The 19,030-nt window shown below is 46.3% G+C and carries 11 protein-coding genes; 4 read left to right on the top strand and 7 right to left on the bottom strand.

Features of this window, described 5'->3' with window-relative positions:
- Window positions 1-181: 181 nt before the first annotated feature.
- A complete protein-coding gene (locus KIO97_RS06525; protein ID WP_045397915.1) occupies window positions 182-3,343 on the bottom strand; it encodes an efflux RND transporter permease subunit in 3,162 nt (1,053 codons plus the stop codon).
- A 2-nt stretch (window positions 3,344-3,345) separates the two neighbouring features.
- On the bottom strand, window positions 3,346-4,482 hold the full coding sequence (locus KIO97_RS06520; RefSeq protein WP_285381590.1) for an efflux RND transporter periplasmic adaptor subunit: 1,137 nt from the start codon (window positions 4,480-4,482) through the stop codon (window positions 3,346-3,348).
- A 500-nt stretch (window positions 4,483-4,982) separates the two neighbouring features.
- On the opposite strand from KIO97_RS06520, the gene KIO97_RS06515 reads away from it, so the two are divergent.
- Entirely contained in the window at window positions 4,983-5,609 is a 627-nt protein-coding gene (locus KIO97_RS06515; RefSeq protein ID WP_285381589.1) for a winged helix-turn-helix domain-containing protein, read from the top strand.
- Between the two features lie 467 nt (window positions 5,610-6,076).
- Here KIO97_RS06515 and KIO97_RS06510 read toward each other — a convergent pair whose 3' ends face one another.
- The 5 genes from KIO97_RS06510 to ascF all read right to left on the bottom strand — a co-directional run bounded on the left by KIO97_RS06510 (window position 6,077) and on the right by ascF (window position 12,011).
- On the bottom strand, window positions 6,077-7,714 hold the full coding sequence (locus tag KIO97_RS06510) for a methyl-accepting chemotaxis protein (RefSeq protein WP_285381587.1): 1,638 nt from the start codon (window positions 7,712-7,714) through the stop codon (window positions 6,077-6,079).
- A 194-nt stretch (window positions 7,715-7,908) separates the two neighbouring features.
- On the bottom strand, window positions 7,909-8,376 hold the full coding sequence (locus KIO97_RS06505) for a hypothetical protein (protein WP_285381586.1): 468 nt from the start codon (window positions 8,374-8,376) through the stop codon (window positions 7,909-7,911).
- Window positions 8,377-8,549: 173 nt separating this feature from the next.
- Window positions 8,550-8,885, bottom strand: a complete 336-nt coding sequence (locus KIO97_RS06500; RefSeq protein WP_039841615.1) for a zinc ribbon domain-containing protein YjdM — start codon at window positions 8,883-8,885, stop codon at window positions 8,550-8,552.
- A 141-nt stretch (window positions 8,886-9,026) separates the two neighbouring features.
- Window positions 9,027-10,454, bottom strand: coding sequence for a 6-phospho-beta-glucosidase (locus KIO97_RS06495; protein WP_285381583.1), 1,428 nt, complete (start codon window positions 10,452-10,454; stop codon window positions 9,027-9,029).
- A gap of 63 nt (window positions 10,455-10,517) precedes the next feature.
- Complete coding sequence (ascF, locus tag KIO97_RS06490; RefSeq protein WP_045413890.1) at window positions 10,518-12,011, bottom strand: PTS cellobiose/arbutin/salicin transporter subunit IIBC; 1,494 nt, start codon at window positions 12,009-12,011, stop codon at window positions 10,518-10,520.
- 1,007 nt (window positions 12,012-13,018) lie between these two features.
- On the opposite strand from ascF, the gene KIO97_RS06485 reads away from it, so the two are divergent.
- From KIO97_RS06485 to KIO97_RS06475, 3 genes are all read left to right on the top strand, one after another.
- Window positions 13,019-14,137, top strand: a complete 1,119-nt coding sequence (locus tag KIO97_RS06485) for a hypothetical protein (RefSeq protein WP_045378006.1) — start codon at window positions 13,019-13,021, stop codon at window positions 14,135-14,137.
- Between the two features lie 66 nt (window positions 14,138-14,203).
- Entirely contained in the window at window positions 14,204-17,896 is a 3,693-nt protein-coding gene (locus KIO97_RS06480; RefSeq protein ID WP_285381581.1) for an RHS repeat domain-containing protein, read from the top strand.
- The gene (locus tag KIO97_RS06475) at window positions 17,886-19,016 is read left to right on the top strand and encodes an RHS repeat-associated core domain-containing protein (protein ID WP_010646196.1); all 1,131 of its coding nucleotides are present in this window, start codon (window positions 17,886-17,888) and stop codon (window positions 19,014-19,016) included. The genes KIO97_RS06480 and KIO97_RS06475 overlap by 11 nt, the downstream gene beginning before the upstream one ends.
- Window positions 19,017-19,030: the final 14 nt, after the last annotated feature.

Here is a 19,030-nt window from a genome sequence, read left to right as displayed (position 1 = left end):
AGCAACACCCCGTCATTCCGACGAGCCTAGGCGAGATCAGGAATCTAATTGCCACACGCTCTTGGCTCAGTATTTCACCTCAAACGCAAACTATCCAATTGAATCCAAAAATAAAGGACGCCGAAGCGCCCTTTTCTTGTACTTATTAGCAATAGTATAACTTAGTCTTTAGCGCTAAGTCTTACTCTTGGCTTGCCGTTGGTTGTGAAGTAGATTCCACTTGCTCTTTTTGTGCTTCTTTTCTCGCGCGGCGGTCAAACAAACGCTCAACCACGACGAAGAACACCGGCACGAAGAAGATACCAAGCAAGGTCGCACTTACCATACCGCCAAGTACACCTGTACCTACCGCGTTTTGACCCGCAGAGCCTACACCCGCACTGATTGCCAGTGGCACTACACCCAGACCAAACGCAAGCGAGGTCATGATGATAGGACGAAGACGAACACGTACTGCGTGCAGCGTTGCTTCAATCAAGCCCGCGCCTTTCTCGTAGTATTCCTTAGCAAATTCCACAATAAGAATCGCGTTCTTCGTTGCCAGACCAACAGTGGTCAACAAGCTTACTTGGAAGAAAACGTCGTTATCCATACCGCGAGTCATGACCGCAAGTACCGCACCCAGCACACCTAGAGGCACTACAAGCACAACCGCGAATGGTACTGACCAGCTCTCATAAAGTGCTGCTAGTACAAGGAAGACAACCAGAATCGACAGCGCGTAAAGCATTGGCGCTTGGTTACCAGACAGACGTTCCTCGTAAGAGATGCCGTTCCAGTTCACCGTAAAGCCAGGAGGCAGTTTTTCTACCATGGCTTCGATTTCTGCCATCGCTTCACCAGTACTTACGCCTGGAGCCGCGCCACCTTGGATGTTCATCGCAGGTAGACCGTTAAAGCGTTGCAATAGCGGAGAACCGTAGGTCCACTCACCTGTTGCGAATGCCGAGAATGGCACCATTTCACCCTGTGAGTTACGCACGTACCATGAGTCGAAATCTTTCGGCTGCATACGGTGTTCAGCATCACTCTGCACCATTACCTTCTTCACGCGCCCGCGGTCGATGTAATCGTTGATGTACGCACCACCCCATGCCGAAGCGAGGATTTGGTTTACATCGTTAATGCTCACATCAAGCGCACGCAATTTTACGTGGTCGATATGCACTTGGTACATCGGCGCATCTGCCTGACCGTTTGGACGTACACCCACCAGTTTCGGGTTTTGTGCTGCCATACCTAGGATTTGGTATTGGGCCGCCACAAGCGCTTCATGACCGTTACCGGTTGAGTCTTGTAGATAGAAGTCGAAACCAGTCGCGTTACCCAACTCTTGAATCGCCGGTGGCGCAAACGCAAACACCATTGCTTCTTTAATCGTTGAGAAGTAACCCATCGCACGACCTGTCAGCGAAGCCGCATCCGAACCCGGAGCTTCACGTTCTGACCAATCTTTCAGACCGATAAACGCCATACCCATGTTCTGACCTTGACCCGCGAAGCTGAAGCCCGCTACCGAGAACACTGACGCAACGTTGTCTTTCTCTTCTTCTAGGAAGTAGTTACGGACTTTTTCTAGTGTCTTTTCTGTCTGCTCTTGAGTCGAGTTCGGTGGCAAAATTGCCATTGAGAACACGGTACCTTGGTCTTCATCAGGCAGGAACGATGTTGGTAGGTTCATGAATAACCAACCTGCGCCGGCACTCATTGCCGCGAACACCAATAGCATACGACCAGTGCGTTTTAGCATTTTCGCTACGCCCGCTTCGTAACCCGCCGTTGCCGCATCAAACTTACGGTTGAACCAGCCGAAGAAGCCTTTCTTATCCGAAAATTCCGCATCGCCTTTTTTCAGCAAGCTCGCACAAAGTGCCGGAGTAAGAATGATCGCCACCAATACCGATAGCGTCATCGCCGCTACGATGGTGATAGAGAACTGACGATAGATAACACCGGTTGAGCCAGACATGAATGCCATCGGTACAAATACCGCAGACAGCGTCAAACCAACACCTACTAGCGCGCCAGTGATCTGCCCCATCGACTTCTTCGTCGCTTCTTTTGGATCGAGACCGTCTTCGTGCATTACACGTTCCACGTTCTCTACCACAACGATCGCATCGTCCACCAGCAAGCCGATTGCAAGAACCATCGCAAACATGGTTAAGGTGTTAACACTAAAGCCAGTCGCGTAAAGGATCGCAAACGTACCCAGCAATACCACCGGAACCGCAATCGTCGGGATGATCGTTGCACGGAAGTTCTGCAAGAACAGGTACATGATCAAGAATACCAGCACGATCGCTTCAAGCAGTGTCTTGATTACTTCTTTGATCGACGCATCAACGAATGGCGTTGTTTCAAACGGGTAAGCGATCTTCAAGCCGTCTGGGAAAGTCGCACTTAACTGGCCAAGACGTTCTTTTACAGCTTCTGCTGTTTCTAGCGCGTTCGCACCAGTACCTAGCGAGATACCAAGACCTGCCGCTGGGAAGCCATTGTACTGACCTTTGATATCGTAGCTTTCTGCGCCGCGCTCAACACGTGCCACATCTTTCAGGTAAACGTTCGAACCGTTCGCTTCTGATTTCAGAATGATGTTTCTAAATTCAGCCACGCTGGTTAGACGGCTTGCTGAAGAAATCGTCGCGTTAAGCAACTGACCAGACTGAGCAGGCGCTGCACCTAACTGACCAGAAGAAACCTGTGCGTTCTGCTCACGAATAGCGTTCGCGACGTCGATTGCCGTTAGATTGAACTGCGTCAGTTTGAATGGGTCTAGCCAAACACGCATTGCGTATTGAGATCCAAACGCTTGCACTTGGCCTACGCCCGTTACACGGCTGATCGGATCTTGAATATTGGTAACAACAAAGTCGCCGATGTCGTTTTCTGTGAAGTCAGGGTCTTCAGAGTAAACCGCCACAACCATCAAGAATGAGGTGTTGGATTTGTTTACGATGATACCTTGGCTTTGTACTTCCATCGGAAGCGACGTCATCGCCAATTGCAGCTTGTTTTGCACCTGAACTTGCGCGATATCTGGATCGGCTTCGCTATCAAACGTCAGCGTAATGGTCGCGTTACCAAACGCATCACTGCTCGAGTTTAGGTAGCGTAGGTAGTCCAGACCCGTCATGTTTTGCTCGATAACCTGAGTCACTGAGTCTTCTACGGTTTTCGCAGAAGCACCAGGGTAACGGGCATTGATAGAGATCGTGGTCGGTGAAATCGTCGGGTATTGAGAAACCGGCAAGTTGAACAGGGACATCACGCCCGCCAACATGGTCAGAATCGCAAGTACCCAAGCAAATACCGGACGATCGATAAAAAATCGTGCCATGATTATGCCTGCTCACCTGATTGAATAGTCACTGGGTTACCCGGTTGGATCATCTGTAGGCCGGTGGTGATGACTTTATCCCCCACTTTCAAACCTTCTGTGATGCGCCATTGGTTACCAATAGACTCAGCCGTCGTCACTGGAGTGATAGACACCTTATTGTCTGCACCCACCGTCATTACTGAGGCTTTACCCGTTGCGTCACGCGTTACTGTGTTTTGTGGGATAAGAATCGCCACAGGGTCCACACCTACTGTTACCGTTGCGCGCACGAACATGCCTGGTAGCAATAAACCATCTGGGTTCGCGAATTCTGCACGTAGCGTTACGCTGCCCGTACTTTCGTCTACGTTCACTTCGGTAAACTTCATGGTGCCTTTGTGTGCGTAAGTCGAACCGTCTTCAAGTGTTAGTGTTACTTGAGCGGATTCGTCTTTTTGCAAGTGGCCTTGTGACATCGCTGCTTTCAAACGGAGTAACTGAGCAGAAGATTGCACGATATCAACATTGATTGGGTCTAGCTGCTGGATAGTCGTTAGCGTCGCCGCTTGGTTTGCCGTTACCAGCGCACCCGCCGTTACGTTAGACTTGCTGATCACACCGCTGATTGGTGCTTTCACTTGTGCGTAAGACAAATTGATCTTCGCCGTATTGATTCTCGCTTTCGCTACCAACACTTGCGCTTTCGCTTCTTTGTAAGCCGCTTCTGCTTCATCGAGATCTTGTTGGCTGATCGATTTCTTAGTGATCAACGCACGGTAACGACGAACTGTTGAGTACGTCGATTCTTCCGAAGCTTGAGCACGGATCAGTTCAGCTTCTGCGCTTAATAGATCAGCTTGGAACGTAGAATCGTCGATCTGGTAAAGCGATTGACCTTGCTCAACCACACCACCCTCTTCAAAATTACGCTCAGAAATAATACCCGTTACCTGAGGGCGAACTTCTGCCTCCTTAAACGCTCGGCTGCGACCCGGCAGTTCTACTGTTAGCGCTTGGCGAACAGGTTCAACCGTCATTACCGTCACTTCTGGTGTCGGTGCTGGACCACCTTGCGCTTGTCCTTCTTGGCTCTGTTCACACCCGACCAATAATAGGCTCGACGCAATCAAGAGCGATAGCGTGCTTCTACGTGTCATGAAAATTCTCTCTTCCTAACTAAAAAACGCGACTCAATAAAAAGTCAGCAAATATTAGTCGGGATGATAATTACTCAATGTTGTACATACAACAAAATTTACCGCTCTTTACGATAGACAAAAATATTTGTTCTAAAGCTGTTATTGATATCTCAATTCAGCCTCTTTTTTATTGGAAAAATAAATTTTCTGTGAGCAATCGAAATCACATTTTTCTCAATAAAAACAAGAAAAAAGAGTAGACAAAACGAAAGAATTTGTGACAAAGAAAGTCAACAAAAAAAAACATATTGGAGAGAAATTAATATAACCAGATCATAAACTGAAATGATAACAAAGTGACATTGAATGACATTTACACCTGATTAACATTGAATCATAAACTGAACATTTACGCTTCGCTTTGCGTAATTAATTTTCAAATATAGACGTTGATTTCCTTCTTCATTTCCCTATAATTCGCTCCCCCTAAACAGCCTAACATACGAAATAAGTTGGTTATGAAAAACAACAATAGAATAGTATTAGGGAAATTCACATGGGACAGGACGACTCACTATTTACTGCCCTCCCTTTTGAGTGGCAAAACAGAAGAGCTAGACGCACTTAAGCTCACCAATAAACAAAAAGCGTTATTGAACTGTCTTGTTGATGCGTATCCAAACACGATCAGCAATAAAGAGATTATTCAGCAAGTTTGGGGCTATGAGCACATCTCGCAAGAGAGTTTGCCTCAACTGATAAACCGCACTCGACGAACGCTGGAAGACAACGGCAAAACCATTCTGGTTAACACCCCTGGAGTTGGCTACTCCCTCAGTTTTGAATTTGCTCCAGACGAGCCAGTTTCACAGCCAATGACCAAGCCAGAAGAGTGCGAGCTCAAACCAGTCATCAAGCAAAACGCAAAACTATGGAATGCGCTTTTTATAGTCATGATGCTAGTGACGCTCTTTAATCTTTATGAAACGACGAAAGCACTGTATTACAAGTACGACTTTGAACAAGTGCTAAGAGCCAAAGCTTACCCAGAAATGAACCGTTCAAAAGATGGCACCATCACGCTAACGATAGATAACCATGAATGTATTTACCACAAAGATCAGCTCTTACTTGAATGCCCATAAATACAAGACATTAGCCTTCTTGGTCGTGTTAAATGGCGTTCTATTATTTATCACACACCATTCAAAGGTTCAGCTATTTGGGAAAGTAGAGGCAATAGGATACCGTTGGACAACTTATACCGAGCTGCACAAAAGCCACATAGACTCCCAAATTCACTACTCTGAACTTGATTCTGGCGAGGAGAACTACCAATCCATGGAATATCACTACGAGTATTCCAAATCGAAAGGGAAAGACTATATTGTTCTGGGTCATGACAAGCCGGTAAGCGTCAGATACAACCGTGCCTACTATATTGATGAACAATGTAACGTCTTTTTCTTTGGTAGAGCCAAAAGAACCTTATCGAACATGTCTTTCCGCTGTGCATATTGAAGTACTAGCGTCAGTAAAATGTTTATAAAAAAGGCACCTTTGATTATCAAAGGTGCCTTTTCTCTTTTATTTTAGCCAATACTCACTAGGGTTAAACGCGGAACTGACTAACTTGTTTGTCTAGCTGCTGAGTTTGCTCTGATAGCATAGAAAGTGACTGCTGTGCTTGATTCACCACATCCACAATTGACGTGCTGCTGTCTGCAATGCCTTGAACGTTGCTATTCACTTCATCACTCACTGAGCTTTGCTGACCCGCTGCTGTCGCAATGTGGGTGTTCATCTCGTTCATACGAGCAATCGCGTTTAGGATTTCAGCCAACGATTCTGTCGCTAAACCCGCAGATTGAATGGTGTCTTCGCTGCTAGTTTTACTGCCCTGCATCACTTCCACCGCTTGAGCAGCACCAGCTTGCAGCTTCTCGATCATGGTTTGGATCTCGCCGGTGCTCTTTTGCGTACGGCTTGCTAGGGAACGCACTTCATCCGCCACGACAGCAAAACCACGACCTTGCTCACCAGCACGCGCTGCTTCAATCGCCGCGTTCAATGCCAACAAGTTAGTCTGCTCGGCAATACCACGGATAACATCCAATACCGAAGCAATGTTGCCTACGTCATTGTCTAGTGTATTAATGACTTGGCTTGCGCTTTCAATCTCACCCGCAAGGTCACGAATCGCTGCGACGGTCTGCTCCAAAATCACGTTGGTATTCGACAACTCTTCATTCGCGGTTTGGCTTGCCAATGCAGCTTCCGTCGCGCTATCACTCACGTTACGGCTCGTCACCTGCATTTCATGAACGGCTGCGGCAACGGCTTCGCTGTCACGCTGTTGGCCTTCCGTTGCATCTGCGATGGTTGAAGTCAGCGCGTTTAGGTTATTCATTTCCTGACGCAGTGTGTTTGAGCTTTCTACCACTTGTGATACCGTCGCTTGGATCTTAGTCACGAATTGGTTAAAACCACCAGCCAATTGACCAATTTCATCCTGAGAATGGACGTTAATACGCTGACTTAGATCGCCTTCGCCAGAAGCAATTTGTACCATCGCATTTTTGATATTGTTGATTGGCTTCACCACAGTTCTAAGCAGCAATACCATCATGCCGAGCGCAGCGATAATCACGATCGCGATGCCCGCCCCTAGAATGAACTCTGCGCGCAGACCTGCTGCATTGATCTCCGATTTCAGCGCCTTTTGTTTAACTTCAATCGCATCTTTAACCACGTTTAACTGCTTGCGAACAGCAACAAACTGGGTATCAAATAGGCCTTTGTGCTCGCTGTAGTAACTTGGCCACTGTGCTTGCGGGCTGTGAATCATCTCTTCATAGATATCGAGCCATTTCTGACCTAATGACACAAGCTTATTAATTTCCATTGTTTGATGGGCAGGCAGAAGACCAGCTTGAGTCAGTTCGAGTGCTTTCTGCATTCGTGGTAAGGCTTTGTAAGCATTGTCTTTATATTCAAAAAGGTGATGGTCGATCTCTTGCTGTGTTTCTGCCAACGCTAAGGCTTGGATAGCAGAAGTCGCTTGATAAAGATCGCGGTAGGCATCTTCTATCGTGAATAGGTTTGGAATGATTTGCTCATTAAGTGTGTCGCTTAGCTCCGTTTGTTTCCACATGGTAAGAACATTTAATACCGAGCTAATGGTCAGTAATGCAATCATCAAAGATAGAGGGAGCACTATCTTTTGCTTGATAGACAGGTTGCTGAACATGAATAGATACCTTTTGTTATATTGTTCAATATCGCGCCCAATTATAACAAAGAGATAGGACAAGTAATTCCACATACAGTGCAACGTATTATAATTATTTCTATCTTTACGACCAAGACTTCAAATCGAACAACCAACTGATTTATTAGACTATTTCCCTAGGAAGCAAGATCACAAATGAATAATTTCGAAAATCAGTTAGAGCACAACTGGACATTTTGATTAGATTGAAATATCGCCATCATGGGTTCAACTTTCGAGTAGCCCCACACGGAGAAGCCCAAACACAATAGCGGTAACAGGAAATGGCCCAACGATTTGAACGTACCAAGCTTGCCCCTTCGAATCACTGTGGGCCTGAATACCTTCATACCTTTGGGTGGAAACTGGCCATCGATTAAGCCGCGCACACCTGGAGGTAACATAAATAAAGAGGCGAGCAAAAACGTGGAAAGTGGCATCCAGAAAAGCAGTAAGTGCGCCAAAAACTCCGCGCCTTGCATACCCAAAAACTCAAAACACTGAGGTGCCACAGTAATAGACACCAAATAGGGCAACCCCTTTAACTTGAACCATGCACCAAAAGCCACACCAATGATGCCTATCGCAACGAGCCGTATCAGCTTTTCTTTTTTCGTATACTCCGGTGCGTATTTCTTCATGCCCTTCCCTACAAAGATAAAAAACGAATCACACAAGATTAAGAATGGCACGCCAAAGGGCAAATGTGTGGCTGGCTTTTGAGACACATACTTAGGAATGATGAAACAGAAAGAAAGCAGCCTCAATATCGCTATTGAGGCTGTTGGAAAGTTGGGTCCCGAGTGACTTTAAATTACGCTTTCTTTACAAACTGCGCCGTCACCATCATTTCGCCAGCGCCATCAACTTTGCAATCTAGCTGGTGATCTTTGCCGTCTTTGATACGACGAATCACCGCTTTGGTGCCGATCTTAAGTACCAGCGAACTGCCTTTTACTTTTAAGTCTTTCGCTAACGTGACCTTATCACCTTCTTGCAGCAACGTGCCGTTGGCATCTTTCACGTTTACGGCATCTTCATCTGCCGCCTGATTCGGGTTCCACTCGTAGGCACACTCTGGGCAAACAAGCTGGTCTTGGTCTGGGTAAACGTATTCTGAGTTACAGTTTGGGCAAGGAGGTAGAGACATAAGTAATTACGAGCTAATGAATTTGCCGTTATGGTAAAGGGTATTGCTCACCTTATCGAGTAGATTTGTCAAAAAACGCCCTCACAACTTAGCCATCCCTCTTTGGAAAGGCATTCAAGATAAGGGCGTGTTTCTGTTTGATTAAAGCTCTGTACCGTTGGATGCGATGACACGCTTATACCAGTGGAAAGACTTCTTCGGTGTGCGGTTTAGTGTGCCGTTGCCTAGGTTGTCTCTGTCCACATAGATAAAGCCATAGCGCTTACTCATCTCACCTGTCGATGCCGCAACCAAGTCGATGCAACCCCACGGTGTAAAGCCCATCAGCGGAACACCATCGGTAATCGCATCAGCCATGGCTTCTACATGTTGGCGCAGATAATCAATGCGGTAATCGTCTTGTACTTCACCATTTTCATCCGGTACATCTTTTGCGCCCAGACCGTTTTCTACTAAGAACAGTGGCTTTTGGTAGCGGTCATAAAGGGTATTCATGGTCATGCGCAGACCAAGCGGGTCAATCACCCAACCCCAATCGCTGGCAGGCAAATGTGGGTTCCTAATCGACTTCACGACGTTGGCTTCACTGGTGTTATTGGCATTCATCTCTGCTGATGCACAACGTGAGGCGTAGTAACTGAATGAGATGAAATCGACTGTGTGTTTCAGCGTCTCGTAATCTTCTTCAAGAATCTCCAGCTTCACGCCTTTTTCATCAAACACTTTCTGCGCGTATGATGGGTAATAGCCACGAGACTGAACATCAATAAAGAATAAGTTCTCACGATCTTTTTGCATCGCAGTGAACACATCTTCCGGCTTGCAGCTGTATGGGTAGAAGTTGCCCCCCGCCAGCATACAACCAACTTGGTTCTCTGGATTGATCTCATGCGCAATCTTAGTCACCAGAGCGCTAGCAACAAGCTCATGGTGCGCGGCTTGGTATTTCACTTGATCGCGGTATTCACCTTCTTGGAACAACAAACCCGCACCTGAGAATGGGCTATGCAGAAGGATGTTGATTTCATTGAACGTCAGCCAGTATTTCACTAGTCCATCAAAGGCTTCAAAACAGGTTCTTGCGTAGCGTTCAAAAAAGCCAATCATCTTTCGGTTTCGCCAAGAACCATATTCGTTCACTAGATGCATTGGCACATCGAAATGGCACAGTGTGACAAGCGGCTCAATACCGTACTTGTGGCACTCTTCAAATACGCTGCGATAGAAGTCAATGCCTGCTTGGTTTGGCTCTAGTTCATCGCCTTTCGGGAAGATTCGGCTCCATGCGATCGACATGCGAAAGGTCTTAAATCCCATCTCGGCTAGAAGTGCGATGTCTTCTTTATAACGGTGATAAAAGTCGATGGCTTGATGGCTTGGGTAGAACTCATCTTCACTCAACTCCACCGAATCGACAAGGCCGAGTTTGATTGGCATTCGGTTCTCACCATAAGGGATCATATCCACAGTCGTGAGCCCTTTGCCTCCTTCTCGGTATCCACCCTCAGATTGGTTTGCTGCGATTGCCCCACCCCATAGGAAGTTTTCTGGAAACACAGATTTAGACATCTTATTTACCTCTTAACATAGAGCCACCAGCAAAGGCGGCTCTATCAATTATTCAAATCTTGGTTATGCGGAAGCTGGCTTTGCAGGCTCTAACACCGTTTCTTGCTCTTCGGCTTTTTCTTTATTTGCGACGTCTTTGTTTGCGATAGCTTCGCCTTCTTCGTCTTCATCGTTCGGGATGTCCTCAAAACCAAGGATTAAAGTCAAAGCGAAAGAAAGCACAATCGACAGAGCAATCAGGCCAAATACCCACGCAATACTCATCGGGTCGTTTACATCAAAGAACTGCACACTGGTGAACAAGCTCGGCGCTGCCATTGAGTGACTCGCCAGCCCTGCCATGCCGGCCAGCGCACCCACGATGAAACCAGTAATCATGGTCGCGATAAGTGGTCGTTTCAGACGAACAAGCACGCCGTAAAGCGCAGGCTCTGAGATACCCGCAAAAATAGCAGACGCACCCGCTGCACTCGCGGTTTGTTTCAGTTCGCGGTTTTTCGTTTTCCATGCAACCGCAAGACAAGCGCCACCCATGCCGATGTTGGCACCAATTTCCGATGGCATAACCATGCCTTCACGGCCAGTTTCAGCAATAGTTTGAATGATGGTCGGTGTAAATACGCGGTGCATACCAGTCAGAACCAACAATGGCCAAAGTGCGCCCATGATCGCAACCGACAACCAACCTAGTGTGCTGTGAATGGTGTAAACCAATGCTGAAAGCGCAGTACCAATCCAAATACCTAGTGGACCAATCAAAACAATGGCTAGTGGTGCTGCAATCAATACGATCAGCATCGGTTTTAGGAAGTTCTTCGTTACTGCAGGTGTGATGCTATCAACCCAACGTTCGATGTAAGACAGCGCCCAAGTCATCACCAACACAGGAATAACGGTATAAGTGTATTTAACCGAAGTAATTGGAATACTAAAGAAGTCAACGTGCTTGCCATCAGCTGCTTGCGCCATCAATTCCATGAAGTTCGGGTGAATCAACACGCCCGCAATCGCGATGGACAGTGACATGTTGGTTTTGAATTTAATTGAAGCAGACGCGGCAACCATAACAGGTAGGAAGAAGAACGCACCGTCGCCAATCGCATTGAGGATGATCAGTGTTGAAGAGTCATCATCAAGCAAGCCTGTCATCTTAAGAACCATAGCCAGCAGCTTCACCATTGAACCGCCGATGATCGCGGGAATCAGTGGCGACATGGTGCCGACTAATGCATCAAGGATCTTAGCGCCAATCACTTTTGGAGTAAGCTTGACCTTTTTCTCTGGTTCACTCGATTCTGATGAAGAAAGGTTGCACAACGCCATCACTTCTTTGTACGCGTAAGAGACGTTATTGCCAATGATGACCTGACATTTGTCACCATTGTGAACCACACCCATCACACCTTTAATACCCTTCAGTGCTTCTGCATCTATCTTACTTTCATCGCTTAATACAAAACGCAATCGCGTCATGCAGTGTGTTAGTGCCACTACGTTTTCTGCACCGCCCAGCTTCTCTAGTACTGAACGAGCAATGATGCCGTAATCTTTCGCCATCTTTCTCACTCCAATTATTATTCATCAACCTGTAGGGAGGTTGTTTTCTTGCTGCGAACCTTCAAATGAGAATCAACGAAATCGAACACAACAACCAAGTTACCGGTAACATGTTACTGGTAGCTATCGGTAAATAAACCGCGTATTCGGAGAACAAGTTCAAAGTGGGATAATGGCTGGAATCCACTGCAAGGTGAATGAAACAGCGAAATCTAAACATGATTCACGTTCTCAAAGACGTAAATCTGATCCGCTATTTCATTAATGAAGCCAATGGTGTTGCATATGAGCCAAACTCATCAAATGGAAGAATTAAGTGAGTAAATGTAAAGAAGGAACAAGCGCCATTTACTCTAACTTAGCTAGCTGTTTCAGTGTGCAGATTATCGCAATAGTTAAGGTTCCGGGACTGGTGTATCCATAAAGCTTCGTCACTTTGCATTCTAACTCCCCTTGCTAGTATTTGTCGTTTTTTTGACCAAACCAGCCTAGCAAGAATTTTTGCTCTCGTAACTTTCGTCAAAATACTATTTCTCTGTTCAACAATCCGTTGGCCAAAAAATAAAAACATTCATAGATCTGTGGCTATTACGCTCGCATATTAAACAAGTTAATTGATAATTAAATCAGGAAAAAGTCATTAAATTTCGGCTGACAACAAATATCAAAACCTCTTTTTATAAAAAGAATTGAAGTTGCCATCAAGAATTTAAAAAAACGGCTATTGAGTCTTGAATCACTTTGAATATAACTCAAGGATAAATTATCAAGCTATTGATTTTTAATGGAATGATTTTTCAACACTATTTCAACCAAAACCCGAACTGCCCTTTTTGCAAACCCCATAACTTCCCCCTTAATCTGAACTCGACGATGTACTGACAAGAGGCTCAAAAATCTCTAATTAAGTTAGAACCAAAGTCTAAAACAACTAAATAAAAAAGAAGTTAATAACAACCAAAAAAGGAATCGTATCGAGTACGCTTCCAAACCATGAGGGAATAATAATGGGCAATTTAAAGCAGAATTTATTCATCACACTGCCATTAACTCTACTTTCCGCATCAACGTTCGCGGCAATTAATAGCAGCTATGAGGTTTCGTCGATCACACTCAGCGCTGACCACAATGAAAGCCTTGGGGCCCCGATGCCTTTTTATGCGAATGGGAAAATGCAATCAAAGCTGAATGTTACGGTAGCCTTCGCTGACCGATACGGTCAACCAGTGACGGTAAGCAACGACGAAGTAAAGAATTCGATTTCGTTTTACCTAAAGAGCAATGATGTCCAACTAGGCAGAGACAAAGACTGTAGCTATGGCCGCGACTGTTGGGGCTACACATACAACGAGAATGACTACGCACACCAAATCAGCGGCGCGTATCGCAGTGCTGAAAGCCTTCCTAACTCACGCGTTCTTTCAACGGCATCCAACAAGCTGACAGCTTGGGTATATGGCAACGAAACCGCTCAATATCGCCAAGTTTGTGCACAAATCCAGTTCGAGGGTGGCAACGTCTACGACAGCTGTGCCTACCCATACGATGAAAGTGCGCTCTACCAAGGTGTGCAACCTAAAGAGTACAGCGCTTCTGAGTTTGCAGACATTGGTACAGGTGAAAGAGTTTGGACAGACGACGGTGACGGCTTCTACTTTGAAAAGGCAGAAATTCGTAACTTCTACATCACACCAACAGACACTTCCATCACCATGACCAAAGTTGCCATGGATAACTGGGAAGAGTCGAACAACGACAAGGTCTTTTTACGAGACGAATGGCTTGGCTGTTACGGTGATTGTCCAAACGGATTCCGCTCAGTCAAAGGCTACATCTTTGAACCAGGGCGCGAGCGCACGGTTTCAGACGAATACGTATGGAACAGCGCTGCTGGCCAAGGTCGCACAGCAACGTGGCGCGTTAACCAAAAGCTGCGTTCTGTGACGCTAAGTCAGCTGCTTTTCTCTGGTAACACATCAATTAATGACTCTCAAAAAGAGTACCGCTTCACCGCTTATGACCAGTACGGAAACAAAGCGCGTCTTAAACTGACTTACCCTCAAAGCCAATTTAGCGGCGGTGGTCAGAAGTGGGACTACACCAAATGGAACCTAGTTAACCAATAATTTCTCGGCCTTAGAAAAACGTTAGCCCACACTCGCTGGGCTAACTTTCGCCTTAAAGGAGGCACTATGTCTAATTGGACTTCAAATGCGTTTAACTTTGATAGTTTTTGTTCAGGGGGCGTAGACCAAAGAACAAGAAGCTACTCCTATCAAATTCTTCTCGGTTCCTTAGTCGGTAACTGGCTAAAAGGCCCTAACCTTGATATCGCTCTGCAATTTTCTCCCTACTCGACAGATAACCTAGGCTTCGGCAAAGGTTGGAAGCTCAACATTCCAAGATACGATCTAAAAAATAAGCAACTGCATCTTGCGAATGGACAGTCTTACCGAGCTGAATTAGGTGCAAACTACAAACTTGATCTCCGCTATAAGAAGCTGCTCGATTTCTCCGTAAAAGGCGATGCCAGCGGTTATGAAATTACTTATCGAAATGGTCGTAAAGACATCTTAGATGACCACGGTAACCTAATTAAAATCATTCAAAGTGATGGCCATGCTTTGCATTTTTCTTGGTTAAACATTGGCTCAGAAAAACGCCTAAACAAAGTCTGGGATGACCGCACATCCGAGAGCCAGCCACTTTTGCTTATCGTCCACGTGAATCCGGGCAGAGTGAATATTTTCACCAACATTGGCAGTGCACACGAAGCGTATTTCAGCCTTATTTTGAACAATAATAACCTTGTTCAATGTAACCTATCTGAAGATGCAGGTAGCTATGACTTTGGCTACAAAACGATTGGGGCTTATAACCTAATTCAGAGTGTCACCCACCCTTGTGGGATGCTTGAGCAACTTGCCTATGAAGCAAATGGGATCAGAGTCAACACCAACACTTACCTCCCAGCGGTGACTTCTCATCGTGTGCTGACTCGAAACTCGCCCATTATTACGACGGAGTATGACCGCGTAAATTCCGATAGCCGCAACTTTATGGGCTACGGCGTTCAGGGCGGCAGTTTAAGTGAAGGTATCGATAACCTTCTTGAACGTGGGTTCGAATACGCATACCAAGTACAAAAAGTGGAAGGTGGGACTATTAAGACCATTCAAACCTACAACCAATTCCACTTGCTGGTTACAGAAGAACGCCTGGTAAACAATGAACTTGTTCACCTCAAGACGCTTGGCTATCCAGCGCGTAACAATGAGAATTTTGCCAACCAGCCAGCTCAGTATGCCTTAATCAACAAAGAAGAGCAGAAATGGTCATCGGGTGAAGATAGCCATCTACAAACTCGTCATTGGGATTACGATCAATACGGCAACATGTTGTCTTTCAAAGATGAAAACAACATCACTGAGTTTTATGAATATTACTCGTCAAAAGGGGAGTCTGGCTGCCCTGCTTCGCCTTCTGGCATGGTGAACTTTGTGAAGTCTCGCACCCTAAGTAATGGCTCTGAAGAACGTAAGATCTCCTATGAGTACGGTGAAACGACTGGTTTCAACAACCAAAAGGATGTCGTACTGCGCTTAGAAACTGCTCATGACCGCTACCAAAGCCATTACAGCTACCATGAGGATAAAAACGAGGCGTTTTCTTTAGGTCGTTTAGCATCAATCAAGAACGATATCATGCATGCAGATGGTACCTTCTCAAAAACCTCAAGCTATCAGTACACCTTGGGCAATGAGACGGTCGAAGAGCATGAAGAACTGGTTTGCCACGACAACACCAAAACTAACGTCGTTGTCGGCCATTATTTTGATATCGGAGAAATCGCTCATCACGTGGACGCAGATGGTGTTCGCTGTAGCTTTGAATATGACTCGCTACGTCGTACTAAAACCGAACGTATTGATGGTAGTGCAGCACGCTCATACCAATATCTTGTCGACACAACCCAAGCTAGACAAACTTTGGTGCTGACAGACTGTAAAGGCAACTTATGCGAACAGAGTTGGGATGGCCAAGGCAGAGAGTTAGAAGCGAAACTAGGCAACACAACCACTTGGAAGAAAGAGTACGACGCGCTCGGCCGCCTAGAAAGCAAGAGCTCATTTGATGATCTTCCCGATAAAAATGCACGCTCGATTTCTGTCACTCAAACCGAAAGGTATGAATACGACGATTGGGGTCAGGTTAAAGCCACTACGCTGCCAAATGGCAATCGCCATATTGCGTTTAACAACCTTGCAAGCCGTCAAAAAACACAAGGCATTGAGGGCTTAGCGTTAACAGTTAGCAATTTAAACAGTTGGGGATTGGAAGATAGGAAGCAACAGGGTGATCGTGTTTGGCATTATGAATACGACGCTTGGGGTCGACTGAAAAAAGAAACCGATCCTGCGAGTCAATCGAAAAGCTATCAATACGATAAGTTTGATCGTGCGATTCATATTACTCAAGCTAACAATGTAGCTCAGCAGATCACCTACGCAGCGCATACTGATCAAACGCAAGTCACCAAACTAGAGATAGGTTCGCAGATCGTTGGTCAGCGTGACGTAGACGGGTTGGGACGACCTCTTGAGCTTCGTCGAGGGGCGAGCAATCGAGCTTCTTTAGCTTGGACGTACGCAGATAGCAGTAATATTCCAGAAACGGAAACCAGCTTGTCTGCGCCAACAAGACGCTTTACTCGTGATGATCAGTTAGGCGTTCTCAACGAGAAAGAATCCGGCGATCAGTTAACGACATACCAATACGATCCCGTTTCTGGCCTACCAACGGGCAGCCAAGATAACAACGGAAGTCGCAGCACGATCACGTATTCCTCAACAGGCCTACCTGAGTTTGAACAGCATGATGGAAGTATCCGCCAATATGCTTACTCAAAAGGCGGCGTGATTTCTTCCATTCAAGGTGCTCGTGATAGCCGTCAGTTTGGCTACGATGAGCTTGGTCGATTGGTCAAACTAAGTACGGATAACGCCACTGTCGAATACGAATACGATCAGTTTGATCGCGTTACTGAAGAGCGTTTGACGTCCGGCAATCAAACACAAATCACCGAGATTGAATGGGATGAATACAGCCGCGAAATCAATCGCGCGGTGGCACTCAACGACGTTTATATCTTTGAGCAGTCTCAAGACTACAACGAACTTGGTTTGCTTCGCTCTCGCGAAAAAGAATGTGCGACGCAGGGCAAGGTAACGGAGACGTACACCTATGATTCACTCTCGCAGCTAAAGCGCGTCGATTTCTCAGGTAATGGTCCGCTCAGTGATTGGGGGCAGCCTATCGTATTCCTTGAATGGAGCCACGATGACCTAGGCAATATGTTGACTCAACGCTGCGCAACCAACGAGTCCCAAGACTTCGCGAATTATTACTACGAAGCGGATGATCCAACACAGTTAACACGCATCACTCACACGCACCCTCAACTTCCGAGTCAAACCGTACTGAAATATGACCAGAACGGAAACATGATTCAGGATGCCGAAGGTCGAGAGCTTCGTTACGATCACTTCGACAAACTCACTAGCGTGTTGTCCGGCAATACAGAATGGCAATACTCATACGACAGCAATGATCGCCTAATCCGACAACATTCTGGCTCCGAAAGTCGTCAATTTGAGTATTTATGGAGTGACCTCGCGTCTATCGAAGAAAATGGCAGCGTCACTCACTACATCTACGATGATGGCGTGCCGAAATGGTCAGAGCAAGGTTCTGTGGTCTCTATGCTAGCAACCGATCAAAACGGTTCTGTCATCGCTTCCAACACAGCTGGTCAAACTGGCTCGATGTACCGCTACTCTCCATATGGACAACGCGAACAGGTGGGAAATACCAATGAGCAATAAAGATTCTGTATTCATTACTCCGCTTAATCGACGTGAGTTTCTGATTAAAATCGGCCAAACCAGTGCAGTGGCTGGTGGCATTTCATTACTGCCAACGTCTGTGCGTCTTGCAATGGCACAATCGATGACGGTCTCTCCTTCACACTTAGGCTTTAACGGCGAATGGTTGGATCCGGTGCTTGAAGGTTATCACCTAGGTCAAGGTTATCGTGTCTACCAGCCGAAGTTGATGCGCTTTAACGCCCCAGACAGTCTAGCGCCATTTAGCGAGGGCGTGCATAACGCTTACGTATACTGTCACAACGACCCAATTAACTTTACTGACCCAAGTGGCCACTTGAACATCAGTAAGATCTTGTTTGGTGCGTTCGGTATCATTGCGGGGATTGTCGGGATTGCGCTTGCGGCTCCAACCGGAGGCTCAAGCTTGGTTCTTGCTGCTGGTATCATCGGCGGCATAGCGGGCATGACCAGTGGTGCGCTCCAGCTTGCGTCAGGCATCATTGATGATGGCGACATCTCACGTAAGCTGGATATCGCCACCATTCCATTTGACATTATTGGCGTGGTCAGTGGCGGCTATTCGGCTTTCAAATCAGTTCAAAATATTCGTTGGATAAGGGCTGGTGGAGCGTTCGATGATCTAACTCAGCCAGGGCTTGGTTCTCGACTCTGGAACAAGATTCGCCCATCCGGCGAGTACAACCTTGAATGGGCTCGAAAAGCGAACCCTGCAATGAGAATCGGTAGTTCAGAAGGTCAAGTTATTGCAACCAAAATGGTACAAGGCGGCAAAACCATGACTTATACGCCGCCCCCGATTCACGGCGGCTTTACTAAGGTTCTTCTTGGTCAAGTAAAAGTTGGGGCTCATGGCTACACCATCTACCAAGGCATCATGACCGCTCGTTCTATCGGCAGTCTTGGTTGGTCAGTGGTAAAAACCATTCCGGGAAGATTAGATAGCGGGAAGTCATCAGCAGAGAGTATGGTGACGGAAGGAAGAAGTGCAAACCCTGAAGCAAGAAAGACCCAGTTGTATTCTCTAGAGGAGACTCGCCAACGCGTCAAATACGGGAATGACGTGCAAAGAATGATACGTCAATTACCTTTGTCGTAGCGCACGATATGAAA

Origin of the sequence: Vibrio sp. B181a, from assembly GCF_030248375.1 — a bacterium.
Classification (GTDB): domain Bacteria; phylum Pseudomonadota; class Gammaproteobacteria; order Enterobacterales; family Vibrionaceae; genus Vibrio; species Vibrio campbellii.
The sequence above is the reverse complement of the archived record's forward strand: the minus strand, read 5'-3'. Positions and strand labels throughout refer to the sequence as shown.